Below are 24,063 nucleotides of genomic sequence, written 5' to 3' on the forward strand. Positions count from 1 at the left end.
AAACGCTTGCCAAGCGCTTAGCTCAACTAATTGGCAGGGAGATCGTCGAGGCTGGAAAAGCATCCGATCAAGGACGCGAAAACGCAATAGGATAGCGTTTTCGGCAGGAGAGAGGGAAGTATGGAAAGGCTCTGTCACTGAGTACTGCGGAGCTACCATGTCAGGATGACCAATGGTCCAGCGTGCGGCACAAGGCTTGACTGAGGCATAAAGAATTGTTTTCTTTATACGCCTGTTCAATAAACGGCACTTTTCCGTATTGCTTCTAAGCTAGTAAAAGCGGCGTGCCGAGTCGTGCGTCTGCTGCCGTGAACGCAAACCTTGCCTGAATCAGATCAGGAATTCCTATGACGACACAATCTAATAATGAGGCGCCGTCACGCGATCGCCTCAATGGGCCGGTGTTCTACAGCTCGGTGGTTGGCATCGTCGCCTTCTCGCTGTGGGCGATGATCGCTACCGACCAGGCCAACTCGGTCATCAATGCCATCCTCGGCTGGATCTCCAATACCTTCGGCTGGTACTACTTCTTGACGGTGGTGATCTACCTGGTCTTCGTGATTTATCTGGGGTTGTCACGCTATGGCAATATCCGCCTAGGGCCTGAACACTCACGACCCGACTTCAATATCTTCTCGTGGTCGGCGATGCTGTTCTCCGCGGGGATCGGCATCGGCGTGATTTTCTTCGCGCTGGCCGAGCCGCTGACGCAGTTCTATAACGCGCCAAACGCGCCCGATGATCAAGTCGCCGCGGCACGCCACGCGATGGAGCTGACCTTCCTGCACTGGGGGCTTTCCGGCTGGGGTATCTACACCCTGGTAGGCATGTCACTAGCCTTCTTCAGCTACCGGCACAACCTGCCGCTGACCATCCGTAGCGCGCTCTATCCGATCTTCGGCGACCGGATCTACGGCATGATCGGCCACGTAGTCGATACCGCTGCCGTGATGGGGACGGTATTCGGCATTGCCGCTAGCCTTGGGATCGGGGTCATCCAGCTCAACTTCGGGCTGGACTATATGTTCGGCATCCCAAAAGGCACCTGGACCCAGGTGGTGCTGGTACTGGGCATCGTGCTGTTCGCGACCATCTCCGCGGTGACCGGGGTGGAGCGTGGCATCCGCCGCCTTTCCGAGTTCAACATCCTGCTCGCGGTATTGCTGCTGCTGTTCGTGCTGTTCGCCGGCAAGACGATCTTCCTGCTCAATGCGCTGGTGATGAACATCGGCGACTACCTGACCAACTTCGTCAGCCTGTCGTTCAATACCTATGCCTTCGACCGGCCGACCGGCTGGCTGAACGGCTGGACGCTGTTCTTCTGGGCTTGGTGGATTGCCTGGGGTCCGTTCGTCGGGCTGTTCCTGGCGCGTATCTCGCGTGGCCGTACCATCCGCACCTTCGTGCTCGGTACCATGACGCTGCCGATCATCTTCATGTTCCTGTGGATGTCGTTGCTGGGTAACAGTGCCATCGACATGGCGATGAACGGCGCCAGCGAGTTCGGCGAGCAAGTGATGAACAATCCGCCTGCGGGGATCTACTTGTTCCTCGAATCGTATCCGCTGCCAATCCTGACTACTGCGGCGGTGAGTATTCTGGCGATCGTGTTCTTTATTACCTCCGGGGACTCCGGGGCGCTGGTACTCTCGAACTTCACCTCGAAGCTCAAGAACGTCAACAGCGACGCGCCGATTTGGATGCGCATTCTGTGGTCGGCGGTGATCGGTGTGCTGACCCTGTCGCTGATACTCGCTGGGGGACTAACGACGCTGCAGAGTGCGGTGGTGATCACCGGCTTGCCGTTCTCGGTCGTGCTGTTCTTCATGATGGCAGGACTGCTCAAAGCACTGAAGCTCGAGGCCTTCAAGGAAGACAGCCGGCGTCTGAGCCTGGCCGGCCAACTTTCCGGGCGTACCGGTGGCGGTGGAGAACGCGATACCCGCAACTGGCAGCAGCGTCTCCGGCGCGCCATGAGCTTTCCTGGCAAGAAGCAGGCGCGGCGCTTCATGGACGAAACCTGTAAGCCGGCCATGGAAGCCGTGCGCGATTCGTTGCAGGAGCAAGGCGTATTCGTCGAAATTAATGAAGGCGTGCAGAATGGCGACGACTACATGTCGCTCAACGTCGACTTCGAAGACGAGCAGAACTTCACCTACCAGATCTGGAGTCAGGGTTTCTCGACGCCTGGGTTCGCGATGCATGCGCCGCATGCCGATTCGCGCTACTACCGGCTGGAGGTCTATCTGCTCGAGGGCAGCCAGGGTTACGACCTGATGGGCTACACCCGCGATCAGGTGATCGGCGACATCCTCGACCAGTACGAACTGCACATGCAGTTCCTGCACCTCAACCGGATCGAGCCGGGCAACATCAACATGCCCGACAGCCCGGAACAGCCGCCTTCATAAGGTGTGCTAGGTCGGCCGCCACCGTTAGGCGGCCGGTCTTCTTAAAAAGCCTGAGCCCCCGGTCGCGATGCGGCCGGGGGTTTTTGCGTGGGAGGGGCGAGTAATACCAAAGGCTGCGGATCGTCTGGGCGTGCGGTTACCGAGTACGATCCTTTGTTTTTCGTATACCGAGTCTATACACTATACGAATGATCAAGAGCTTCCGACACAAAGGTCTGCGCAAGTTCTTTGAAACCGGCTCCACTGCTGGCATTCAGGCAAAGCACGCAACCAAGCTGCAAATACAGCTAACTGCGCTGGATAGCGCGACAGGCCCTGATGACATGAATGCGCCGGGTTGGAGGCTGCACCCCTTGTCCCGAAGCCTGAAAGGGCACTGGGCTATCATCGTCAACGGGAACTGGCGCCTCACCTTCACTTTCGAGGGTGAGGACGCCATTTTGGTTGATTATCAGGATTACCACTAGGAGGTCGTCGCATGAAGCGTATGCATAATCCTGCGCACCCTGGCGCCGTCTTGCGCGAGTACATTGGCGATCTCTCTATTACCGAGGCCGCCAAGCGACTGGGTGTAACGCGCGCTACGCTATCTCGGATTCTCAATGGCAGCGCCGGCATCTCGGCGGATATGGCGTTACGCCTCGAGCAAGCCCTGGGTACCAGCGCAGAGATGTGGCTGGAGATGCAGCTCAAGTATGAACTGTGGCAAGCATCGCAGCTGCCTCGCGCCCAGGTGACACCACTGCACGCGACGGGGTGATCGGGAGGTGAAGGACTGCTTGCTCACGCTTATAGGAAGTCTCCCGAATCAATAAAGCCACTGGCGTAGGGCTTCGCGATTGCCGAGTTCGATTTGCTGGGCACGGGGATCGCCTTCCACGTGGCGATGATTGATGCCGTATTCGCGCAACACGTATTGGGCGAGCGCGCAGCGGCAGGTGATCGCCAGCATGTGCTCTTCCATGGCGTAGTCCTGCGCGATGGCAATGCCTCCAATGAGCCGTTCCCCGCAGGCGCAGGGATGAACCGTCTCGAAACATGATCCGGTAGGGTTTGCGGATCCGTTCCCCGCAGGCGCGGGGGTGAACCGTAAGCGCAAAATAGTCGGTGGGATTCAGGGTAGGGTGCGTTAGGCGTCGTCTTCTGGTGGCTGGCTACCTTTGCGTTGCTTTTCCAGAATGCGAGGAGCAACGAATATCGCGACCATGCCCACGAGATCCAGCGTTCCGATGACGCCCGCAGCAACAGAACTGAAGGGTGCGATCACGGTGGCTGCCACGAGGCCGACGATGGCAACGGTCAACCCGTATCGTTGTCCACGTTCATCTTTCTTGATAGCACCCTCTAAACCCTTGCTACGCATGTCGTGCGTATGGTGCTGCTCGTCGACGGCCATATTTACGATGAGGCGACGTGTTTCCTCATCATAGGCATTCAGTTGCTCTGGAGGCGGGAGAGGGCCTTGATAGCTCACTTGCCGCATCATGGCGACAGATTGGTTTTGTGGCTCGGGTGTGGGGGCACTGACGATCAGGTCGCCTAACCGTACCTGCTCTTCCTCGGAAAGCTGTCCATGATGCAACTGCTCAATAAGGCCGACGAGCTCCTTTTGAGTTTCCTCGTCGACCTGTTGCCCGTCTTGAAGGGAGAGGTCGCGTTGAGAAGGCTGCTCACCGTTTGGTGGCGTGGTTGAAGGCATATTGGCTCAAGGCTGAACGGAGGTGACTGCCAACAGTTGTCCAATGTTGGGCAATACGTTCTTGATCACTGCCCTTGGGCATGTATTGGGCGTAGTTTTCGACTGGCCAAACATCCATCACGGAGCCTGCTGCACGCAGGGTACGGCTGCTCGTTACGCGACGTTTCATGACCTTACTCCTGAATAATGTTTTCCAACGCTATACGTTCAGCACGTTATCTTGCCGACGTTGCAGCGCTAGGAAGATAGAATCCTATGTCAAAGATAGCGCAAAATAAACCGTACAGTGCGAGACCATTTTCGCGTGACTTGGCCATATGCGTGTTATCACTGTGCGAATCTCAAAGCGCCAGGCTTCATCGTCCAAGCCCCGCAAACGCAGGTGTCGCTTGCCTCAATAAAGCCACTGGCGGAGGGCTTCGCGATTGCCGAGTTCGATTTGCTGGGCACGCGGATCGCCTTCCACGTGGCGATGGTTGATGCCGTATTCGCGCAACACGTATTGGGCGAGCGCACGTCGGCAGGTGATCGCCAGCATGTGTTCCTCCATGGCGTAATCCTGCGCGATGAGCTCGCGTTCCGCATCGCTGAGGCGTCGATCGGGGATGAACCGTGAGGGCGCGCGATGGCAATGCCTCCAATGAGCCGTTCCCCGCAGACGCGGGGATAAACCGCGCAACATCCTGCTACGCACGTTCGAGCCGCACCGTTCCCCGCAGACGCGGGGATGAACCGATTTTCGGCACCGTCGACGTGCAGAAGAGCCGCCGTTCCCCGCAGACGCGGGATGAACCGCACGCGTAGCAGTAGACTCCCCGTCCGCGAGGCCGTTCCCCGCAGGCGCGGGGATGAACCATCGATCTCGATAGTGCTGGACGAAGCGGCCCGCTGTTCCCCGCATACGCGAAGCCCCATTCTGCTTTATGGTCCTTCAGGTAAAAGGGAGTGACGTGACCAGCGCTAATTCAATCAACGTGCTGCGTCGCCGATAGTCATTGAAAGGAGATGAGTATGCCGCCAGAAAATGACTCGATTGCTTTTTATCACCGCTACGCGGGCAAGGCGATGCCGGGCCAGCCGGGAGACAGCTGCCACCTGTTGGCTTGGCACAGCCTTGATGTCGCGGCCGTCGGCTGGCATTTATTGGCCCCCGGGCGCCCGCTGACGCAACAGCTGGCCGCGCAGCTGGGCATCGAGCCCGAAGCGCTACGGTGTTTGTTAGTGTTTCTATTGGGGCTTCACGATCTCGGCAAGTTTTCCCGGGCCTTTCAGGAGGTGCTGAAGCTCTCGCTGGACGGCATGGCCTCGCCGCAAGGAAAACCTTACTGCCAGCGCCACGACCGCCTGGGCGTCCTGCTCTGGGACGCCTGCTGGAGCACCTGGCGCCGAGACGGCGTATTGCACTGGCCAGAGGACGCAGAGATTTCCGCCAGAAAGCTGCTGCCCCCCATGAATAGCCTGATGGCACCGTTCTTCGGCCATCACGGCCAACCTGTAGCGACCGGGCAACTGACGCTGGCGGACTTCTTCGTCGATGATGGCGAACTCGACGATACCGCCGCCGCGCGGGACTTCGTGGCCGACTGGGCCGCGCTGATCGCGCCTCACTGGCCGCTCGATAGGCTGGTGGACAAGCAGTGGCTGGCGCGTTTCAAGACGCTGAGCTGGACGGTGGCCGGGTGGGCGACGCTCAGCGACTGGTTGGGCTCCCACCGCGACTATTTTCCCTACTGCCAAAGGGCCATGCCGCTGGCTGACTACTGGCTGCGGGCGCTCACCCAGGCTGAAGCGGTGCTCGATGTCACCGGCTTCGGCCGACCGCCCGAGCCGATAGCTTACGCCGGGCTTACCCACTGGTTTGCGGGCACTGTCACTCCGACGCCGCTGCAGCAGAAGGCGGAAAACCTGCCGCTCCAGGCCGGGCCGCAGCTGTTCATCCTCGAAGACGTGACCGGCGCGGGCAAGACCGAAGCCGCCTGTATTCTGGCCCAGCGGCTGCTGGCCGACGGCCACGGAGAGGGGCTCTATTTAGCCCTGCCCACCATGGCGACCTCCAATGCCATGTACACCCGGCTGGGTGATTTGCACCACCGCTTTTACAGCAGCGCCTCACGGCCCTCGCTAGTGCTCGCCCATGGCGCCCGAGAACTCAACGAAGCGTTCGAGCGCGCCGTGATGGCCGCTCAGCCGGAAAACGACAACTACACTGCCTGGGAAGGAAGTGCCTCGACCCAGTGCAACCGCTGGCTGGCTGATTCGAACAAGAAAGCGCTGCTGGCCGATGTGGGCGTTGGCACCATCGACCAGGCTCTGATGGGCGCGCTGCCGTTTCGCCACCAGTCGCTGCGCCTGCTGGGGCTGGCACGCAAGGTGCTGATCATCGACGAAGTCCACGCCTTCGATCACTATATGCAGACCCTGCTGCACCAGTTGCTGGCCCATCACGCCCGCCAGGGCGGCAGCGCCATTCTGTTGACGGCAACGCTCCCCCACGCCATGCGCCAGGCGCTCACGGCAGCTTGGTGCCATGGCTTGGAGGCTGAGGCTAGCCCGCTCGTGACCCACGATTATCCCCTGCTGACCCACTGCGGTGAGGGTAATGTCAACGAGTACCCCGTCGAAACCCGCCTGGCGGTCGAGCGCAGCGTCGCCATCGCATGGCTTGAAAGCGAAAACGAGGCTATCGAGCGTGTGCTGGCAGCGGTGGCGGCTGGTGAGTGTATCGTCTGGGTGCGCAATACCGTCGACGACGCCATCCGCGCCTATCAAGCGCTGGGCGAGCGCCACTCGGACCCCGAGCGCTGCCTGCTCTTCCACGCCCGTTTTGCCATGGTGGATCGCCAGCGGATCGAATCCGAGGTCATCCGCCGCTTTGGCAAGGATTCCACGCCGTCACTCAGATGCGGTCAAGTGCTTGTCACTACTCAGGTTTTTCAGGAAAGCCTCGACTGCGATGCTGACCAAATGGTCAGTGATATCGCGCCCATCGACCTCTTGATTCAGCGCGCCGGGCGTCTGCAACGCCACCAGCGTGGTGAACGCCCCGAACCCGTTCTGCAGGTGCTCGCGCCCGCGTGGAGTGATACCCCCGGTGCCGACTGGCTGAGCCAGGCGCACCGAGGCACCCAGGCGGTCTACCAGGACACCTCGCTGGTCTGGCTGACCCAGCGCGTGCTGCGTGAGCAGGGGGCCATTACCATGCCGGGTGAGGCGCGAACTCTGATCGAAAGCGTCTACGCCTTTCCGGTGGACGACATTCCCGAGGCGCTGGATCAGGCACGCTTCGAACGCACGGGGATGGACAGGCTCGCGGTCTCGATGGCCACCCACAATGCACTAGATCTTGAGGCCGGATACCAGCTCGATAGCGATTTCGATCCGTGGCAGGAGGAGCGCGAGTTTGGCACTCGGCTCAGCGACGAACGCAGTGTCGAGGTTGTGCTGCTCAAACGCCAGGGCGAGTCGCTAGTGCTATGGGCTGAAGACCACCGGCACGCCGACCGCTTGAGCCGATGTCGCCTAAGGGAGAGCCAGGTCAAGAAACTCGCCGCGCTGCCAGGGCACTATGCGGAGCAGTGGGAAGCGATCCAGCAACGCCACCGGGGCTTGCGTTTCGTCCATCCCTGGCTGCCGGAGGAGGATGCCAAATGTGGCTATGACGAACAGTGGGGCGTGAGTTTTGGAAATGAAAATCCCCGCTGACGCGGGGAACGGCTAGCACTGTGTACCTATGACGGTTCATCCCCTGTCTAAGAGGAACGCTTCATTATACAAACCAGATGACTAATGCGCATTTATTTTCATGTGTCCTTATGACTTGTTGATTCCGTTTTGGTGCTTTAAGCTGATCTCCATATTCAGTTGAAGGGGCAGCTATGCGCGACTGGTTTAAAGATCTATTTCGTGAAGCGGGGCATTGGGATTGGACAGAGATCGCTTTGAACGGGCTTGGACGTCTGTTTTTTCAAGCGGTTATTTCGATAGTTCTGAGAAATAAGAGGGACAAATGAATCTACTCACAGCCTCCTGGCTGCCCTTTCGCTGTCGAGGTGGTCGAATCGAGTATCGCCCACCCTCGGCGCTTGCCGACCATGATGTTATCGACCTGGCGCTGCCCCGCGCTGACTTTCAGGGAGCGGCCTGGCAATTCCTGATCGCGCTGTTGCAGACGGCAATGACGCCGGAAGATACCGATGCCTGGCTGGATCGTTACCAGACGCCGCCAAGCGTGACCGAACTTGATGAGTTGTTGGCCCCCTTTGCCTCCGCCTTCGAGCTGGATGGCGACGGCCCGCGCTTCATGCAGGATCTGGATCCGCTTGACGACGTCAAGGAAGCGCCGGTTGCCGGTCTGCTGATCGACTCGCCCGGCGCCAACGGCATCAAGAACAATACCGATTTCTTCGTCAAGCGCGGTCGGGTGGAAACCGTCTGCCCGAAGTGCGCGGCGCTGGCACTTTTTACCATGCAGATCAACGCCCCCGCCGGTGGGGCCGGGATTCGCGTTGGTCTGCGCGGTGGCGGGCCACTGACCACGCTGATTCTGCCGGAAGACGAGAGAAAATTGCTGTGGGCGCGGCTCTGGCCCAACGTGATGCCCGCCGATGCGGTGGGCCAGCCGGGGCAGGCCTGTCGCGCCCCCAGGGTCGATGATAGCGATCTGTTCTTCTGGATGGCCGAGACGCGCATCAGCGACAAGAAGGGCAAAGAGGTGTTGCCCGAACAGGTTCACCCGCTGCACGCCTTCTGGTCGATGCCCAGGCGCTACCGGCTTTTGTTTGACGACACGCCGGGAACTTGCGACCTCTGCGGCCGCGAGGCCGCGCGCCCGGTGCGCCGTTTGCGCGCCAAGAAGCAGGGTGCCAACTACGACGGCCCCTGGCGGCACCCGCTGACGCCCTATCGCAAGCTCAACCCCAAGAAAAACGACGAATTGCCGCTCTCCAGCAAGGGCCAGCCCGGCGGGCTGGGCTACCGCCACTGGCCGGGACTGGTGCTGGAAGATGAAGCCGTAAGCGGTGCGCTGCCCGCTCGCGTGGTGACGCACCATCTGCACAAGTACCGTATGGTAGCGGCCGCGCGAGACGATGGAGAAGCGTTCGAGGCGCTTTTCAAGCGCACTCGGCTCTGGGTGTTCGGCTACGACATGGACAACATGAAGCCGCGCGGTTGGTACAGCGTGGAAATGCCGCTGGTGGGCGTGCCCGACGCTTATCAAGAGACGCTGCGCGGCTGGGCCAAACGCTTCGTCGATCTCGCATCGGAGTTTACCTGGACCCTGCGCAACCAGCTCAAGCGCGCCTGGTTCAAGCGCCCGGAAGACGCCAAGGGCGATATGAGCCAGATCGACGCCCAATTTTTCGAGGCGACCCAACTGGCGTTTTTCTCCGCGCTACGCGAGATGGGCGAGGTGCTGCGCAAGGAAATGGAGACGCCGGAGCTGTCGCCCGAAACCCACCGCCAGTGGTATTTGGCGCTCAAACGCGAGGCGCTGGCGTTGTTCGACGACCAGGCGGTCAGCGGCCCCCTGGAGGGCATGAAGATGCAGCAGCTCGAGCGTATCACCAGCGCGCGGCGCTACTTGCAAGCCTATCTGAACGGCCGCGGCAAGAAAGTCGGCAAAACGGTGCAGACCTTTGCCCAGGTGGGCGGTTTCGAGTTGAGCACCCCGGCACCTGAAAACAATCCGGAGGGGACTACCGTATGAGTGAAGTAGAACAACGGTCAGAACAGCCAGAGTCTGGTGAGAAGACGGCTGCGGCAGAGGGCTATCTGTATGCTCTCGACAAGCAGGAGGCGGTCGAGCTGCGCCAGTGGTGGCGGCGGCTGGTCATGGATCAGCCGGAACTCAAGCGATACACAAAGCAGTGGCCTTACCCTCGCGGTGTTCGTGCCGCGCTGCGCCGTTGCGACTCTATCTCGTCGGTCATGCTGACGGAAGCGTTCCGCCACCTCTGGCAGGCACTCGAGGAACGGGCCTGGCAGGAGGCACCGCCCAAGCCCCCCCGCGATCAGCGCCTCACGACATGGGCGGTCGTTGCTGCCGTCGCGAGCGAGCTGCGCGCCGAGACATTCGATGCCCCGCTGGGCAAACGGCTGGGCGAGAAGCGCCCCAATACCGCCGATACCCCGCGCATGAGCGATTTACGCTTTCAACAACTGCTCGACTGCCATACACCAGAAGAGCTGATCCGGCGCTTTCGCCGGGCGCTCAAGCTTGCTGAGAACGCCGGCGTCAGCGTTGTCCGCCTGGCCGATATGGTTGCGCTATGGGAGCGCGAGCAGCGCGGCCAATACCGCACCAAGGCGCCCCAGCGCTTTGCCTTCGTCATGAGCGACGCCTACTTCCAGGCGCGAGCGTTGAAACCGGCAGCGGGCGACTGAACGTCTGTCGTCGCTTTTCAACAACCACTTTTCGACATTCGTCACATTTGTATTCAGGGGACACACCATGAGTCATTTTATCCAGCTTCATCTGCTGACCTCCTACCCGCCTTCCAACCTCAACCGCGACGACCTGGGTCGCCCCAAGACGGCCTTCATGGGCGGTGCTCGTCGGCTGCGCGTCTCCTCACAGAGCCTCAAGCGCAACTGGCGCACCTCCGACCTGTTCGAAGCGGCAGTCGATGGCCACAAGGGCACGCGCACCAAGCGTCTGGGAGGAGAGGTTTACAAGCGGATGACTAACTCGGGCGCCAACGAGAAAGTGGCGAGTGGCAGCGCTGAGAAGATCGCCGGGGTCTTCGGCAAGCTGCGCAAGGTCGACAAGGGCGAAAAGCACGAGTACGAAATCGAACAGCTGGTTCACGTCGGGCCGGAAGAAATTGCCGCGCTTGAAGAGCTCGCCGATGTGCTAGGCGCCGAGAACCGCGAGCCGACCGATGACGAGCTCAAGGGGCTGCTCGCTCGGCGGCCCACGGCTGTCGATGTGGCGCTGTTCGGACGCATGCTAGCGGCCGCGCCGAGCTACAATGTTGAAGCGGCCTGTCAGGTCGCCCATGCCATTACCGTGCACGCCGCCGAGGTCGAGGACGATTACTTTACCGCCGTCGATGACCTCAATACTGGTGACGACGACCGTGGTGCGGCGCATATCGGCGAAGCCGGGTTCGCCGCCGGGCTGTTCTACCTCTACCTCTGCATCGACCGGGATCTGCTGGTCGAAAACCTGCAGGGCAACACTGAGCTGGCCGACCGCGCCATCGACGCGCTGGTGGAGTCCGCCGTCAAGATCTCGCCCAAGGGCAAGCAGAACAGTTACGGTTCCCGCGCCCAGGCAAGCTATGTGCTGGCAGAGAAAGGCGACCAGCAGCCGCGTTCATTGGCCGCGTCTTTCCTGCAGCCGGTCAACGGCGAGGCCCAGGCGGTCAGCGCCATCGACAAACTGGAAAGGCAGGCCCAGGCCTTCGATGACGCTTACGGCGCAGGGGCGGATCGGCGCTTTATCCTCTCGGCCACGCCGGATTACGACACGCCTTTCCTGCAGGGGGACATTCAGCGCGGCAACTTGCAAGCGCTACTGGCCTTTCTCAAAAGTGATAATTAAGCGGAGGCGATATGCCACACCACCTGGTTTTTCGCCTCTATGCGCCCATGGCGAGCTGGGGCGAAGCCGCGGTCGGCGAGACGCGGCCGACGGCGACCTATCCCGGGCGCAGCGCCATTCTCGGGCTTATCGGGGCAGCACTCGGCATCCGCCGCGATGACGATGATGGCCAGCACCAACTGCGCAAGGGCCTGCAGGTAGCGGTAAAACAGCGCTCGCCGGGGCTTTTGATGCGCGACTATCACACAGTCCAGGTACCGTCGTCGCAATCGAAAGTGACCCACCGTACCCGCCGCGAGGAGCTGTCGGTGCCCAAGGAGGCGCTCAACACCATTCTCTCGTCGAGAGATTATCGCTGCGACGGTCTGTGGAGTGTAGCGGTACGTCTGGCCCCAGACGCTGCCTGGACCCTAGAAGAACTGAAAGCGGCGCTGGAAAAGCCCCGTTTTCCACTCTATCTCGGCCGCAAGGCGTGCCCCCTGGCCGCGCCACTGGTGCCGACCGTGGTCAAAGCCAGCCACTGGCGCCAGGCACTGGATCACTGTTTTGAAAGCGCGCTGGATCCGGAACGCGCCTGGCTGGCGCTGGTGGGGAATGAGGAGAAGGATAAGCGCCTGCTGCGCCTACCCGACGAGGTGCTTTACGCCTGGGAAGGGTCAGCCGATGCGCTCGATGGCGTTGCGGCCAGTGAGTCCAGCGAAGTCTGGGATGAACCGCTGCATCGGCGCCGCTGGCAGTTCGGTCCCCGCCTGGAAAACCGGCGCACTGAAACGCTGAAAGGAGAGCGCTAATGTATCTTTCAAGTGTCAGGCTGGACCTCAACCGCCTCACCCGCGCCGAGCTGTTCGATGTGCTGGAGGGCGGCGCCTATACCGCCCATCAGTTGCTCTGGCGGCTGTTTCCCGGTGTGCCCGAAGGCGAGCGGCCCTTTATTTTCCGCCAGGAGATGGAAGAAAATTCCAACGGCAAGGGCGCCGGATTACCCCGATTCTACGTCGGTTCGGCGTGCGCTCCAGAGCCGATAGAGGGCTTCGAGGTACAGTGCAAGCCCTTTGCCCCTCAGCTTGCCAAAGGCGAACGGCTGGCCTTTCGCCTGCGTGCTAACCCCTCCATTGCCAAACCGATGGGCCAGGGCCGCCGTTCTAAGCGCGCCGACGTGCTGATGGATGCGCGTTATCCCTTCCCAAAAGGAGAGCGGACGAGCCAGGCATGTACCGAGGCGATGGATGCTGCCGCACGCCAGTGGCTTGCTGATCGGGCGGACGCCTTTGGCTTTACGCTGCCCGTCGCGCCGGAGGTAGGCGCTTACCGTCAGTATGCGCTGAGCAAAAAAGGGGGCGGGGAGCCCATCCGCTACTCCAGCGTGGATTACGAAGGTCTGCTGGAGGTGGCCGACCCGGTGGCGCTCAATGAGGCGCTACGACACGGCATTGGCCGTGCCAAAGCTTTTGGCTGCGGCCTGATGATGTTGCGTCGGCCATAGGAGAGCGTCATGGGCTTCATTCCGCTGAAGCCCATTCCGGAGAAAGATCGCATGTCGATGATCTTTGTCGGGATGGGTCAGATCGACGTGCGAGATGGCGCTTTCGTCGTCATTGATGAAGTGAATGGCGAGCGGATGCACATCCCCGTGGGGTCTGTCGCGTGCTTGCTGCTCGAGCCCGGCACCCGCGTGTCGCACGCGGCGGTCAAGTTGGCGGCGACGGTTGGAACTTTGCTTATTTGGGTCGGTGATGCCGGCGTGCGTCTATATAGCGCGGGTCAGCCTGGCGGCGCGCGTTCGGACAAGCTGCTCTATCAAGCTCAGTTGGCGCTGGATGAAAAATTGCGTCTGAAAGTCGTGCGCAAGATGTTCGAGCTTCGCTTTGGCGAAGAGCCGCCTTCGCGGCGGAGCGTCGATCAATTGCGGGGTATGGAAGGGGCTCGGGTACGCAAGACATACCAGCTTCTTGCCAAGCAATATGGCGTCAAGTGGCACGGGCGTCGCTATGATCCGACCCAATGGGATGCCTCCGATGTGGCCAACCAGTGCCTTTCGGCGGCTACCGCCTGTCTTTACGGCATCACGGAAGCCGCGATCCTGGCAGCCGGTTACGCGCCGGCGATTGGTTTTCTGCATACCGGCAAGCCCTTGAGCTTCGTTTACGACATCGCCGATATCGTTAAATTCGAGACGGTGGTGCCGGCCGCGTTTCGCGTAGCGGCCCGCAATCCGCCGATGCCGGAGCGAGAGGTACGCATTGCATGTCGCGATGCCTTCAAGCAAACCCGCTTATTGCAGCGGTTGATCCCCATGGTCGAAGACGTATTGGCCGCTGGAGAGATCGAGCCTCCGCCTCCGCCGCCGGATGCGGTCCCACCGGCGATTCCGGAGCCGGAATCCGTCGGCGATGCCGGGCATAGGAGTCAATGATGGCGATGCTCGTCGTGGTGACTGAGGCGGTACCCCCTCGCTTGCGCGGGAGGCTGGCCGTTTGGTTGTTGGAAATCAGAGCCGGTGTATATGTCGGTGATGTCAGTAAACGCATCCGCGAGATGATCTGGGAGCAGATTGAAGTGCTGGCCGAGGAAAGCGGGAACGTTGCCATGGCCTGGGCCAGCAATCACGAATCCGGCTTCGAGTTCCAAACCTATGGCGACAATCGTCGTGTCCCCATCGACCACGATGGACTGAGGCTGGTGCGTTTTCTTCCGCAACAAGACAACTAGCTGATTTTAAAGGTTCTTTAATAACTTGGAGTGATCAAATTTTGAACAAAATAGCTGGTGGAAATATCCTCGGCGATTTTGTTCTTTAAAAACAACTGTCTATAATTAGTCCGTTCCCCGCAGGCGCGGGGATAAACCGGAGACTGCCGGCGTCACTCTGCCCGACGGTTCCCGTTCCCCGCAGGCGCGGGGATAAACCGTCAATGACGGTACCCGCACTATCCGCACCGTTCCGTTCCCCGCAGGCGCGGGGATAAACCTGCACGAGGCTGTTGATTTCCTGCCATGTCACCCCGTTCCCCGCAGGCGCGGGGATAAACCGCCTGGGAGGTATTCCGCCCAGCGCTAAAGATGCCGTTCCCCGCAGGCGCGGGGATAAACCGCGAGATACTGGCCGTCGTGACGGTAGGCGTGACCGTTCCCCGCAGGCGCGGGGATAAACCGTCGTTCGGCAGTAGACCCACGGATGCGACGGGCCGTTCCCCGCAGGCGCGGGGATAAACCGATATAGCTGATAAGCTGGAGGTTGAGTCAAAGCCGTTCCCCGCAGGCGCGGGGATAAACCGTCGAGTGCGCAATCGAGCCCCGAGCGATGCAACCGTTCCCCGCAGGCGCGGGGATAAACCGGCCGAGCGATTCAAGGTTAACGTCTGCCGTAGCCGTTCCCCGCAGGCGCGGGGATAAACCGTCGGAGGTCGGCGGCTACCAGCAGCAGGTCGACCGTTCCCCGCAGGCGCGGGGATAAACCGGAGCGACGGACGCTTTCAATGCAGCGATTGATCCGTTCCCCGCAGGCGCGGGGATAAACCGTCATGGATATACCTGATTACAACACATGGTCACCGTTCCCCGCAGGCGCGGGGATAAACCGTAGTCCGAGGCCGCGCCCTTTGGGTGAAGCGTCCGTTCCCCGCAGGCGCGGGGATAAACCGATGCTGGGGCAGGGGATCGACCAGTCGATGCACCGTTCCCCGCAGGCGCGGGGATAAACCGGATGATCCCGAGCACGCCGACCAGTATCGGCGCCGTTCCCCGCAGGCGCGGGGATAAACCGCAAGGGCAGCCGCAGAAGCCGAGCGCCGAGAGCCGTTCCCCGCAGGCGCGGGGATAAACCGCCTTGCAGAGACAGAGCAGCGGCGCAACATGACCGTTCCCCGCAGGCGCGGGGATAAACCGTGGTGATATGGTGGTGAAAAAGTGGTGATATGCCGTTCCCCGCAGGCGCGGGGATAAACCGCTAATGATTAATGTTCTTCTTGCAGTTGGTCCCCGTTCCCCGCAGGCGCGGGGATAAACCGCAAAAATGATCGTGGAGCCGACTTCACTTATACCGTTCCCCGCAGGCGCGGGGATAAACCGACGGTGAACTTCGACGAGATGACCGACGCCATCCGTTCCCCGCAGGCGCGGGGATAAACCGGTAGTCACTCACCGCTTGGCGGCGCGACTCCACCGTTCCCCGCAGGCGCGGGGATAAACCGCGTCAGGACAAGCCCTACAAGTTCACCGACATCCGTTCCCCGCAGGCGCGGGGATAAACCCTCGGGCATCGTCAGTTCGATCTTCGTCATGACCCGTTCCCCGCAGGCGCGGGGATAAACCGGTCCCCAGACAGTATGACCTCTCCCTGCTCTGCCGTTCCCCGCAGGCGCGGGGATAAACCGTACCCTGGGGACGTCTACCGCACCGCCGATTGCCGTTCCCCGCAGGCGCGGGGATAAACCGCATGAGTGGTCAGCTTGGTGACTTTACGGTCACCGTTCCCCGCAGGCGCGGGGATAAACCGGTTCATGCGGATAGACCCGGCTGTAGATCGCGCCGTTCCCCGCAGGCGCGGGGATAAACCGCTAATCTACCCGGATTCCGCTCTAGTCGCGCTCCGTTCCCCGCAGGCGCGGGGATAAACCGGTAAAGGCGTACTTAGTACCGGGTGTGATAGCCCGTTCCCCGCAGGCGCGGGGATAAACCGCGCTCTTCGTTGTCCTGAATAGCCGCTTCGTCCCGTTCCCCGCAGGCGCGGGGATAAACCGTGCTAGACGGCTTCTCGACGACCGTCAGCGAGCCGTTCCCCGCAGGCGCGGGGATAAACCGACAAAATCAGCAACGTCGCCGGCGGCGTGATGCCGTTCCCCGCAGGCGCGGGGATAAACCGAATCTTGGCCGGTGGGGGATGCGATCGAAATGCCGTTCCCCGCAGGCGCGGGGATAAACCGCATCGAGGTTGATAGCGCCGTATCGGGAGCGGCCGTTCCCCGCAGGCGCGGGGATAAACCGCCGGCATCTCATCCCGCTCCATGCGGATAACCCCGTTCCCCGCAGGCGCGGGGATAAACCGCATTCTTGGCATTGGGATCAGAACCTTGCCCCCCGTTCCCCGCAGGCGCGGGGATAAACCGGTCGAGAGCCGATCGTTTATCCGAGAAGGTTGCCGTTCCCCGCAGGCGCGGGGATAAACCGGGCGCTGGGATGAGATCCACTGGATGCGGGCCCCGTTCCCCGCAGGCGCGGGGATAAACCGTGATTACGCTGCCAAGTACCACCGCCAGGCCGCCGTTCCCCGCAGGCGCGGGGATAAACCGTTGGAGGCGGTCGAGTCAGGCATCAGAGGTTGCCGTTCCCCGCAGGCGCGGGGATAAACCGCCCTGGGGTACGGATGGCTCGCCAAGGAATTGCCGTTCCCCGCAGGCGCGGGGATAAACCGTGCGTCAGCGCGGCCTCGGCCTGGTGGTCCGCCCGTTCCCCGCAGGCGCGGGGATAAACCGGCCTGGCGATGTTGAAAGCCGCCACGGGGAGGCCGTTCCCCGCAGGCGCGGGGATAAACCGGCAAGCCCTATCGCCGGTATCAACGAGGGCCGCCGTTCCCCGCAGGCGCGGGGATAAACCGGCGCTGATATATACGCGTGAGGCTGTGGCGGACCGTTCCCCGCAGGCGCGGGGATAAACCGCTGGGCAACTTCTTGGCGGAGCGCTTGGAGTTCCGTTCCCCGCAGGCGCGGGGATAAACCGATATCGCTCGCGCAGGAAGGGCCTGAGATCTACCGTTCCCCGCAGGCGCGGGGATAAACCGAATCTCCAATTGCCGTCATCCGTATTCTCATCCCGTTCCCCGCAGGCGCGGGGATAAACCGAGCACGAAGATAGGCTTGCCGAGATTGAGCGGCCGTTCCCCGCAGGCGCGGGGATAAACCGCAAATGCACGTCCTGGGCTGGGGTAACGGCTACCGTTCCCCGCAGGCGCGGGGATAAACCGATTCAGAATGGCGCGATCGTGCGCGCTAAGATCCGTTCCCCGCAGGCGCGGGGATAAACCGGAGTTCCTGTAGCTAGCATATAGGCATTCCTACCGTTCCCCGCAGGCGCGGGGATAAACCGTACCCTTCGCGCCCCTCAGCGGTCGATTCGAGCCGTTCCCCGCAGGCGCGGGGATAAACCGAGATCATCCGCGTCGACGAGGTCGAGTACCCCCCGTTCCCCGCAGGCGCGGGGATAAACCGCACGTATTGTTGCCGGTGCCGTCGAGGTCGGGCCGTTCCCCGCAGGCGCGGGGATAAACCGGCAACTGACCTTACCGCATCCACCAACCACGGCCGTTCCCCGCAGGCGCGGGGATAAACCGCCTGAAAGCGAGAGCCGGCCTTCGGCCATCAGCCGTTCCCCGCAGGCGCGGGGATAAACCGGCCGGTACCCAGGGCACGCTGAAGGACACCCTCCGTTCCCCGCAGGCGCGGGGATAAACCGGCACCGACTAAGCGCGCTCTCGCAAAAAAATGCCGTTCCCCGCAGGCGCGGGGATAAACCGCGATTGAGCGGCACGCTGCCGATCGTCATGGACCGTTCCCCGCAGGCGCGGGGATAAACCGGCCTGTCAATGGTCGCCGAGCGAAGAGACCCACCCGTTCCCCGCAGGCGCGGGGATAAACCGCAGTTTAACAGCGATTCGACTACTCGAGGGCACCGTTCCCCGCAGGCGCGGGGATAAACCGCCTTGCGAACCCATGTAGGCGACAGCCACCACCCGTTCCCCGCAGGCGCGGGGATAAACCGATGTACCGAACGAAATATTTCGCCAAATGGGACCGTTCCCCGCAGGCGCGGGGATAAACCGGCGAGCCCGACTGGTTGGCCGAGCGCCGCGAGCCGTTCCCCGCAGGCGCGGGGATAAACCGTTCGACAAAGCCCCGACTGCCGGCCTGGAGGTCCGTTCCCCGCAGGCGCGGGGATAAACCGGAACTTGAGGCGGCCATCGTCTCAGGGCGCTTCCGTTCCCCGCAGGCGCGGGGATAAACCGGCGGTAGCTCTATTCTGATTTGCGACCTTGCACCGTTCCCCGCAGGCGCGGGGATAAACCGAACTCCGCCAGCTTACGGTTCGACTTGTAGCACCGTTCCCCGCAGGCGCGGGGATAAACCGCGAAAGACCAGGGCGCATGCACGCCTGGCCAACCGTTCCCCGCAGGCGCGGGGATAAACCGGGCATCGCCGTGCCCGGTACCAACGGCGCCACCCGTTCCCCGCAGGCGCGGGGATAAACCGCCGGCGTGATGATGATGGATCTCGCCGACAAACCGTTCCCCGCAGGCGCGGGGATAAACCGCTCAAAGCTGCGCAGGATCTCAGCGGCACCGGCCGTTCCCCGCAGGCGCGGGGATAAACCGGGGTTAATTTCATGCCGCACCCCCTGAGTCGCCCGTTCCCCGCAGGCGCGGGGATAAACCGCCGTGGCATATGGCCAGGACGGGGCTTCGGAACCGTTCCCCGCAGGCGCGGGGATAAACCGCAAATGGCCGAATACCGCGCCAAGGTCGTCAGCCGTTCCCCGCAGGCGCGGGGATAAACCGGCCACGGCGTGGCCTTGCTTGTCCGACTTGCTCCGTTCCCCGCAGGCGCGGGGATAAACCGGACTATCGGCGAGCAGTGGTGGCTGGCCGAGCCCGTTCCCCGCAGGCGCGGGGATAAACCGTTCGCGAGGCGCTGGCCGAGTACGACCTCCCGCCGTTCCCCGCAGGCGCGGGGATAAACCGTGAGGGTAGATCATGCGTGATTTTCTGCTGGGCCGTTCCCCGCAGGCGCGGGGATAAACCGGCGGCGTAGGCGAGCAGCTCGATGTAGTCGTTCCGTTCCCCGCAGGCGCGGGGATAAACCGTTTCCTGCTTTGTGTGAGCTGAGTGTTGGGATCCGTTCCCCGCAGGCGCGGGGATAAACCGTTGATCGGTTTCGGCCATGTCGTTGCTCCAATCCGTTCCCCGCAGGCGCGGGGATGAACCGTCGGTTCGATGGCCGGTTGTTCGCGATCCACCCCGTTCCCCGCAGGCGCGGGGATGAACCGTGCGCAACCGTGCGTTGCTCGAAACCATCGAGCCGTTCCCCGCAGGCGCGGGGATGAACCGCTGGGCGATCTCGCCACCAACCTCGGAGCTCGCCGTTCCCCGCAGGCGCGGGGATGAACCGGAGCCTAAAGAGGGGCGGGATTTCAAAGAGATCCGTTCCCCGCAGGCGCGGGGATGAACCGCGAGGACGAATTGCGCCGCGCGATCCAGGAGCCCGTTCCCCGCAGGCGCGGGGATGAACCGCCCTGTCCGTTCTGCGGGCAGGAACTGGAAGACCGTTCCCCGCAGGCGCGGGGATGAACCGCTGGCGTGCGCGGTGGCGTAGACGGCGCGGCGCCGTTCCCCGCAGGCGCGGGGATGAACCGAAACGCCCCCCCATATAACCCCGCGCAGCCCCCGTTCCCCGCAGGCGCGGGGATGAACCGTGATGGGGATGGACCCCTTTGGCCCTTCCCGCCCGTTCCCCGCAGGCGCGGGGATGAACCGCCGGTGACAATGTCCCGCGTATAGCCCGTGACCCGTTCCCCGCAGGCGCGGGGATGAACCGTGACCAGACCGGCATAGTGCGCGGCTTGGTGCCCGTTCCCCGCAGGCGCGGGGATGAACCGCGAACGCCCTACTTCCACCTCGTCAAGAACGGCCGTTCCCCGCAGGCGCGGGGATGAACCGACCTGGGCACGAGTCGGGGCGACTAACCCGTGCCGTTCCCCGCAGGCGCGGGGATGAACCGACGTTTCGCGCCGGCAGCTACTTGGGCATCAACCGTTCCCCGCAGGCGCGGGGATGAACCGCCTGAAACAGATCGACCAGCACGGTAGTGCCGCCGTTCCCCGCAGGCGCGGGGATAAACCGTTCGAGGGCACCAATGGTGCGCCTATCTGGGACCGTTCCCCGCAGGCGCGGGGATAAACCGTTGTAGGTCCAATCGCCCTTGAGCTTGTACATCCGTTCCCCGCAGGCGCGGGGATGAACCGCAGGCCATGGCGGAAGTTGCTGGGTCTGACGACTGTTCCCCGCAGACGCGGGGATAAACCGCAGATCGAGTCCGCGATGGTGCCCTGTGGGGCCGCTCCCCGCAGACGCGGGGATAAACCGGCGATGCGTACCGGCATCGCCTCCTTCTGGCTCCGTTCCCCGCAGGCGCGGGGATCAACCGATTCTCGCCGAGCAGCGCCTGCTTGCCCGTCGCCGTTCCCCGCACACCCGGGGATCAACCGTTCGGGGTCCAGAACGATGCCCTGGTCGATGGCCGTTCCCCGCAGACGCGGGGATAAACCGTCGAATTCGTGCAACTGGTCGTCGGCGATGCACCGTTCCCCGCACACGCGGGGATATAGTGCCGTGTCAGCTGCCGCTCAGGCAGCTCAGAAACAGCTCGCCAGCCAGTAACACGCCGCCTAAGGGTTAGCGCTACCCCGCGATCTTGAGTCTTATATCGGCCCGAGCGGTCGCGTTTCCGAAGTGTTGAACCGCAAGCGCAAGCTCAGCCTGCGCCTGATTTTTTTGGCTTCACGATGGGCTCAAGATGCCGTACGAGAGCCTGATGAACGAGACGGCTGCCTGAATCATCACTCTGCTTCTGCCCGCACTTCCTTCAATCGATCGGGGAAGTTGGTGAAGAGGCCATCGGCGCCCCAGTCGAGCAGTCGGCGCATCCGGTCTTTGTCGTTGATGGTGTAGACGTGCACCAGCAGGTCGTTGGCGTGGGCCTGTTCGATGAAGCGGGCGTCGATGACCGGTTCCCCTTCGTACAGGTAGTTGGGGCCGACGCCGTCGGCGTAATCGGCGATCGCCTGGAAGTCGGCGTCGGTGATGTTGGCCGGGCTGGGGGTGACGCCGGTCCATTCCTCGAGGGTGTCGCCGTCTTCGCCGGGGGAGTACCACAGCAGTTGGATCAGCGGGATGTCGGGATTGAGCTTGTGGACTTCCTGCAGGCTGGCTTGGCTGAAGGATTGAATGACCACGGAACCGGATTGCACCAGGCCTTCAGCCTCGAGCCTGCTGACCAGGGCGTCTTGCAGCTCGGGATAGTCCTTGGGTGATTTGGTCTCGATGTAGTAGCGCACGTCCTGGCCGTAGCGGTCGATGACGTCATCCAGGGTGAGTAGCTTGGCGCCGGCGTAGGCGTCGTCGGCGTATTCCGGGTGGGCGGCGTTGAACCAGCTGCCGGCGTCGAGTGCCTTGAGTTCGTCGAGGCTGTGTTCTTTCACTAACCCTTGGCCATCGGTGGTGCGTTCCAGGGTGGTGTCGTGAATGGCCACCAGGCGCCCATCGGCACTCATATGGATATCCAGCTCGAGGTAGTCGGCGCCCATGGCGAGTGCTTTGTCGTAGGCGTACCAAGTATGTTCGGGGGCATAGCCGCTGGCACCGCGGTGGGCGATGACCTGGAAGTGCTGAAGATCCTGGCGTTGCTGTTCGAGCGCATCGGCTTGGGCGGTCATGGAGACCAAGAGCGTGGTGCTGCCGAGCAGGGCCAGCGTGGACGAAAGTGCGGGTCGAAGCGTCGACATGGCTTCAGTCCTCTTCATCCTCGATCGCGGGTTCCAGGGCGCGTTTGTCGTCGGGGAGGCGGACGTAGTCGCCGACGCTTAAATCGTCGTGGGTCTGGTGGCGTTTGCCTTGGGTGTCGATGAGCGCGGCGACCTTGCCGATGCTGAGGGCGTCGTCTTCACGGTAGGCTTCGACCTCGACGCGAACCACCATGCCTTGGTAGCGAGCGGAGAGCATCATGCCGGGGTGGGGTTGAACTTCGTGCTGCTTGTCGCTGGCGTAGTGGCGGGTCACGCTGGCGTTGCCGGGGGCGTCCCAGTCGATGTGCTTATGCATTGGCGGGCTCCTGTCGCATCCGTGTGTTTTTACAGGGTAGCCCGCCGTGCGGGGTATCGCCTAGCCGGGCGGCTCAGAACCGGTAGCTGAGCCCGCCCATGACGACGATGGGATCAATGTCCACGTTGGTGTGATAGTCGGTGCCGCCGAGCGTGGCGGTGGCGTCGCTGTCGATGTCGAGATACCAGGCGGCGGCGTTGAGCGCCCAGTGATCGTCGATCAGCAGGTCGACCCCGAGTTGTGCGGCGCCACCCCAGCTATCGTCAAGTTCGAGCTCGCCGCCGTCGAGTTTCTCGTCGGAGAAGTGGGTGTAGTTGATCCCGGCGCCGAGGTAGGGCTGCACGCGGGCGTCGGTGCCGCCGAGCGGGTAGTACTGCAGCGTCAGTGTCGGCGGTAGGTGCTTGATGGACGCGAGGTTATTGTCATTGAGGGCGACCTGGTGTTCGAAGCGTTGCGCGGCGAGCAGCTCCACGCCGAGCTTATCGTGAAAGCGGTAGCCGAGAGTGAAGGCGAAACCGCTGTCGTCGTCGGCGTCGATTTTCATGTTCAGCGGCGCGCCGAAGTCGCCGTTGTCGCTTTGCGGGGCGACCTTAGCGACGCCGAAACGGGTGTAGAAATCGCCCTGGCCGTAGGCGAGCGCCGAGGTGGCGGGCACGAGCGCGGCGGTGAGGGCGAGTGAGGAAACGAGCAGGGCACGGCGCATGGGACGACTCCTTGGTTTGTGACGAGTTGGTTTGAGACGAGTTGGTTTGAGGTGAAGCGAGAAGCGGCGAGCGCTTCGTATGCATCAAGTCTAAACCTAATACCCACATAAAAAATGTGGTTATATGTCGCAGCCCAGAAGTGACCGGCCGGAAACGACGAAGCCCACCAAAATGAACTGCACCCCGAAAGTTGGACACCCAATCCAACCTTCGGGGTGTTTCTATGAGGAACCAGTACAGCGACCAGTTTAAGTGGCAAGTGGTACAGCAATACCTGTATGGGAAGGTCGGCCTAAAAGAGACCGCCCACCACTTTGGCCTGGACTATTCCATGATCAGGCGATGGGTGGAGCAGTACCAGCAGCATGGGCCTTCAGGATTGCGCCAAACACGCCGTCACTACAGCCCAGCGTTCAAGCGTGAGGTGCTGGAAAAGAGGTGGCGTGACGGCTTGTCGATCCGACAGACCGAGATCTTGTTTGATATCCGTGCCGCTGGCGCTATTGGCAGGTGGGAGCGCCAGTACCATAGTGGTGGCCTAACCGCCTTGGAACCGAAACGTACGGGACGCCGCCCGATGCCCCAGAAGCCCCCATCTCCACCGCCCGAGCCTCCCACCGATGGTGAGCGCTCTCATGAGGAACTGCTCGAGGAGCTGGCCTATCTGCGGGCAGAGAATGCCTATCTAAAAAAGCTCGATGCCTTGGCCCGAGAGAAACGGGCGACGACACGGGGCAAAAAGCCCAAGCCGTCCAAGGGTTAAGGCATGAGCACCCCCTAGCGCTGCTGCTGCGTGCGGCATCGCTGCCGCGCAGCACGTTCTACTACCAGCTCAAGGC

Annotated in this window: 19 protein-coding genes and 1 CRISPR repeat array; of the genes, 12 read left to right on the plus strand and 7 right to left on the minus strand. The window is 62.2% G+C overall.

Going from position 1 to position 24,063, the window contains the following annotated elements; translation table 11 throughout:
- Window positions 1–347: 347 nt before the first annotated feature.
- The 3 genes from L1075_RS12210 (at window position 348) to L1075_RS12220 (ending at window position 3,171) form a co-directional block, all read left to right on the plus strand.
- A complete protein-coding gene (locus tag L1075_RS12210) occupies window positions 348–2,411 on the plus strand; it encodes a choline transporter (RefSeq protein ID WP_246894978.1) in 2,064 nt (687 codons plus the stop codon).
- A 188-nt stretch (window positions 2,412–2,599) separates the two neighbouring features.
- Complete coding sequence (locus L1075_RS12215; RefSeq protein ID WP_040240736.1) at window positions 2,600–2,878, plus strand: type II toxin-antitoxin system RelE/ParE family toxin; 279 nt, start codon at window positions 2,600–2,602, stop codon at window positions 2,876–2,878.
- 11 nt (window positions 2,879–2,889) lie between these two features.
- Window positions 2,890–3,171: a HigA family addiction module antitoxin gene (locus L1075_RS12220; RefSeq protein WP_040240739.1), complete on the plus strand. Its 282-nt coding sequence runs from the start codon at window positions 2,890–2,892 to the stop codon at window positions 3,169–3,171.
- Between the two features lie 48 nt (window positions 3,172–3,219).
- Here L1075_RS12220 and L1075_RS15920 read toward each other — a convergent pair whose 3' ends face one another.
- From L1075_RS15920 to L1075_RS12240, 4 genes are all read right to left on the minus strand, one after another.
- On the minus strand, window positions 3,220–3,510 hold the full coding sequence (locus L1075_RS15920) for a BrxR family transcriptional regulator (protein ID WP_465251365.1): 291 nt from the start codon (window positions 3,508–3,510) through the stop codon (window positions 3,220–3,222).
- A gap of 30 nt (window positions 3,511–3,540) precedes the next feature.
- Window positions 3,541–4,110 carry a DUF2335 domain-containing protein gene (locus L1075_RS12230; protein WP_246894979.1) on the minus strand — a complete coding sequence of 190 codons (570 nt, stop codon included), beginning with the start codon at window positions 4,108–4,110 and terminating at the stop codon, window positions 3,541–3,543.
- On the minus strand, window positions 4,082–4,279 hold the full coding sequence (locus L1075_RS12235) for a hypothetical protein (RefSeq protein WP_178998341.1): 198 nt from the start codon (window positions 4,277–4,279) through the stop codon (window positions 4,082–4,084). Before L1075_RS12235 ends, L1075_RS12230 begins: the two co-directional genes overlap by 29 nt.
- A gap of 225 nt (window positions 4,280–4,504) precedes the next feature.
- A complete protein-coding gene (locus tag L1075_RS12240) occupies window positions 4,505–4,660 on the minus strand; it encodes a BrxR family transcriptional regulator (protein WP_246942066.1) in 156 nt (51 codons plus the stop codon).
- Window positions 4,661–5,121: 461 nt separating this feature from the next.
- Between L1075_RS12240 and cas3 the strand changes: the two genes are divergently transcribed.
- From cas3 to cas2e, 8 genes are all read left to right on the plus strand, one after another.
- Window positions 5,122–7,812, plus strand: coding sequence for a CRISPR-associated helicase Cas3' (gene cas3 / locus L1075_RS12245; protein WP_246942067.1), 2,691 nt, complete (start codon window positions 5,122–5,124; stop codon window positions 7,810–7,812).
- A gap of 304 nt (window positions 7,813–8,116) precedes the next feature.
- Window positions 8,117–9,817 carry a type I-E CRISPR-associated protein Cse1/CasA gene (gene casA, locus L1075_RS12250; protein WP_246942069.1) on the plus strand — a complete coding sequence of 567 codons (1,701 nt, stop codon included), beginning with the start codon at window positions 8,117–8,119 and terminating at the stop codon, window positions 9,815–9,817.
- Window positions 9,814–10,494: a type I-E CRISPR-associated protein Cse2/CasB gene (gene casB / locus L1075_RS12255; protein ID WP_246942071.1), complete on the plus strand. Its 681-nt coding sequence runs from the start codon at window positions 9,814–9,816 to the stop codon at window positions 10,492–10,494. Before casA ends, casB begins: the two co-directional genes overlap by 4 nt.
- Before the next feature lie 67 nt (window positions 10,495–10,561).
- Window positions 10,562–11,656, plus strand: a complete 1,095-nt coding sequence (gene cas7e / locus L1075_RS12260) for a type I-E CRISPR-associated protein Cas7/Cse4/CasC (protein WP_246942073.1) — start codon at window positions 10,562–10,564, stop codon at window positions 11,654–11,656.
- Window positions 11,657–11,667: 11 nt separating this feature from the next.
- Window positions 11,668–12,447, plus strand: coding sequence for a type I-E CRISPR-associated protein Cas5/CasD (gene cas5e, locus L1075_RS12265; RefSeq protein ID WP_246942075.1), 780 nt, complete (start codon window positions 11,668–11,670; stop codon window positions 12,445–12,447).
- Window positions 12,447–13,139: a type I-E CRISPR-associated protein Cas6/Cse3/CasE gene (cas6e, locus tag L1075_RS12270; protein ID WP_246942077.1), complete on the plus strand. Its 693-nt coding sequence runs from the start codon at window positions 12,447–12,449 to the stop codon at window positions 13,137–13,139. The genes cas5e and cas6e overlap by 1 nt, the downstream gene beginning before the upstream one ends.
- Before the next feature lie 9 nt (window positions 13,140–13,148).
- Window positions 13,149–14,069 carry a type I-E CRISPR-associated endonuclease Cas1e gene (cas1e, locus tag L1075_RS12275; RefSeq protein ID WP_246942078.1) on the plus strand — a complete coding sequence of 307 codons (921 nt, stop codon included), beginning with the start codon at window positions 13,149–13,151 and terminating at the stop codon, window positions 14,067–14,069.
- The gene (gene cas2e / locus L1075_RS12280) at window positions 14,069–14,365 is read left to right on the plus strand and encodes a type I-E CRISPR-associated endoribonuclease Cas2e (protein ID WP_246942081.1); all 297 of its coding nucleotides are present in this window, start codon (window positions 14,069–14,071) and stop codon (window positions 14,363–14,365) included. The genes cas1e and cas2e overlap by 1 nt, the downstream gene beginning before the upstream one ends.
- A 110-nt stretch (window positions 14,366–14,475) precedes the next feature.
- Window positions 14,476–21,030: a CRISPR direct-repeat array (repeat unit 29 nt; unit sequence CCGTTCCCCGCAGGCGCGGGGATAAACCG).
- 229 nt (window positions 21,031–21,259) lie between these two features.
- On the opposite strand, the gene L1075_RS12285 is transcribed toward cas2e, so the two are convergent.
- The 3 genes from L1075_RS12285 to L1075_RS12295 all read right to left on the minus strand — a co-directional run bounded on the left by L1075_RS12285 (window position 21,260) and on the right by L1075_RS12295 (window position 23,223).
- On the minus strand, window positions 21,260–22,204 hold the full coding sequence (locus L1075_RS12285) for a glycerophosphodiester phosphodiesterase (RefSeq protein ID WP_246942083.1): 945 nt from the start codon (window positions 22,202–22,204) through the stop codon (window positions 21,260–21,262).
- Window positions 22,205–22,208: 4 nt separating this feature from the next.
- Window positions 22,209–22,520 (minus strand): hypothetical protein, encoded by a 312-nt coding sequence (locus tag L1075_RS12290; RefSeq protein ID WP_246942085.1) that lies wholly within the window; start codon window positions 22,518–22,520, stop codon window positions 22,209–22,211.
- A gap of 73 nt (window positions 22,521–22,593) precedes the next feature.
- The gene (locus L1075_RS12295) at window positions 22,594–23,223 is read right to left on the minus strand and encodes an OmpW/AlkL family protein (protein WP_246942086.1); all 630 of its coding nucleotides are present in this window, start codon (window positions 23,221–23,223) and stop codon (window positions 22,594–22,596) included.
- A gap of 224 nt (window positions 23,224–23,447) precedes the next feature.
- On the opposite strand from L1075_RS12295, the gene L1075_RS12300 reads away from it, so the two are divergent.
- Window positions 23,448–23,987: a helix-turn-helix domain-containing protein gene (locus L1075_RS12300; RefSeq protein WP_246942088.1), complete on the plus strand. Its 540-nt coding sequence runs from the start codon at window positions 23,448–23,450 to the stop codon at window positions 23,985–23,987.
- Window positions 23,988–24,063 lie beyond the last annotated feature (76 nt).

Source organism: Chromohalobacter beijerinckii, assembly GCF_023061185.1.
Lineage (GTDB): Bacteria > Pseudomonadota > Gammaproteobacteria > Pseudomonadales > Halomonadaceae > Chromohalobacter > Chromohalobacter beijerinckii.

Excerpts from the sequence above, each read along its gene's own strand:
- L1075_RS12210 (WP_246894978.1), top strand. The coding sequence starts at position 348 with ATGACGACACAATCTAATAATGAGGCGCCGTCACGCGATCGCCTCAAT.
- L1075_RS12215 (WP_040240736.1), top strand. The coding sequence starts at position 2,600 with ATGATCAAGAGCTTCCGACACAAAGGTCTGCGCAAGTTCTTTGAAACC.
- L1075_RS12220 (WP_040240739.1), top strand. The coding sequence starts at position 2,890 with ATGAAGCGTATGCATAATCCTGCGCACCCTGGCGCCGTCTTGCGCGAG.
- L1075_RS12230 (WP_246894979.1), bottom strand. The coding sequence starts at position 4,110 with ATGCCTTCAACCACGCCACCAAACGGTGAGCAGCCTTCTCAACGCGAC.
- L1075_RS12235 (WP_178998341.1), bottom strand. The coding sequence starts at position 4,279 with ATGAAACGTCGCGTAACGAGCAGCCGTACCCTGCGTGCAGCAGGCTCC.
- L1075_RS12240 (WP_246942066.1), bottom strand. The coding sequence starts at position 4,660 with ATGGAGGAACACATGCTGGCGATCACCTGCCGACGTGCGCTCGCCCAA.
- cas3 (WP_246942067.1), top strand. The coding sequence starts at position 5,122 with ATGCCGCCAGAAAATGACTCGATTGCTTTTTATCACCGCTACGCGGGC.
- casA (WP_246942069.1), top strand. The coding sequence starts at position 8,117 with ATGAATCTACTCACAGCCTCCTGGCTGCCCTTTCGCTGTCGAGGTGGT.
- casB (WP_246942071.1), top strand. The coding sequence starts at position 9,814 with ATGAGTGAAGTAGAACAACGGTCAGAACAGCCAGAGTCTGGTGAGAAG.
- cas7e (WP_246942073.1), top strand. The coding sequence starts at position 10,562 with ATGAGTCATTTTATCCAGCTTCATCTGCTGACCTCCTACCCGCCTTCC.
- cas5e (WP_246942075.1), top strand. The coding sequence starts at position 11,668 with ATGCCACACCACCTGGTTTTTCGCCTCTATGCGCCCATGGCGAGCTGG.
- cas6e (WP_246942077.1), top strand. The coding sequence starts at position 12,447 with ATGTATCTTTCAAGTGTCAGGCTGGACCTCAACCGCCTCACCCGCGCC.
- cas1e (WP_246942078.1), top strand. The coding sequence starts at position 13,149 with ATGGGCTTCATTCCGCTGAAGCCCATTCCGGAGAAAGATCGCATGTCG.
- cas2e (WP_246942081.1), top strand. The coding sequence starts at position 14,069 with ATGGCGATGCTCGTCGTGGTGACTGAGGCGGTACCCCCTCGCTTGCGC.
- L1075_RS12285 (WP_246942083.1), bottom strand. The coding sequence starts at position 22,204 with ATGTCGACGCTTCGACCCGCACTTTCGTCCACGCTGGCCCTGCTCGGC.
- L1075_RS12290 (WP_246942085.1), bottom strand. The coding sequence starts at position 22,520 with ATGCATAAGCACATCGACTGGGACGCCCCCGGCAACGCCAGCGTGACC.
- L1075_RS12295 (WP_246942086.1), bottom strand. The coding sequence starts at position 23,223 with ATGCGCCGTGCCCTGCTCGTTTCCTCACTCGCCCTCACCGCCGCGCTC.
- L1075_RS12300 (WP_246942088.1), top strand. The coding sequence starts at position 23,448 with ATGAGGAACCAGTACAGCGACCAGTTTAAGTGGCAAGTGGTACAGCAA.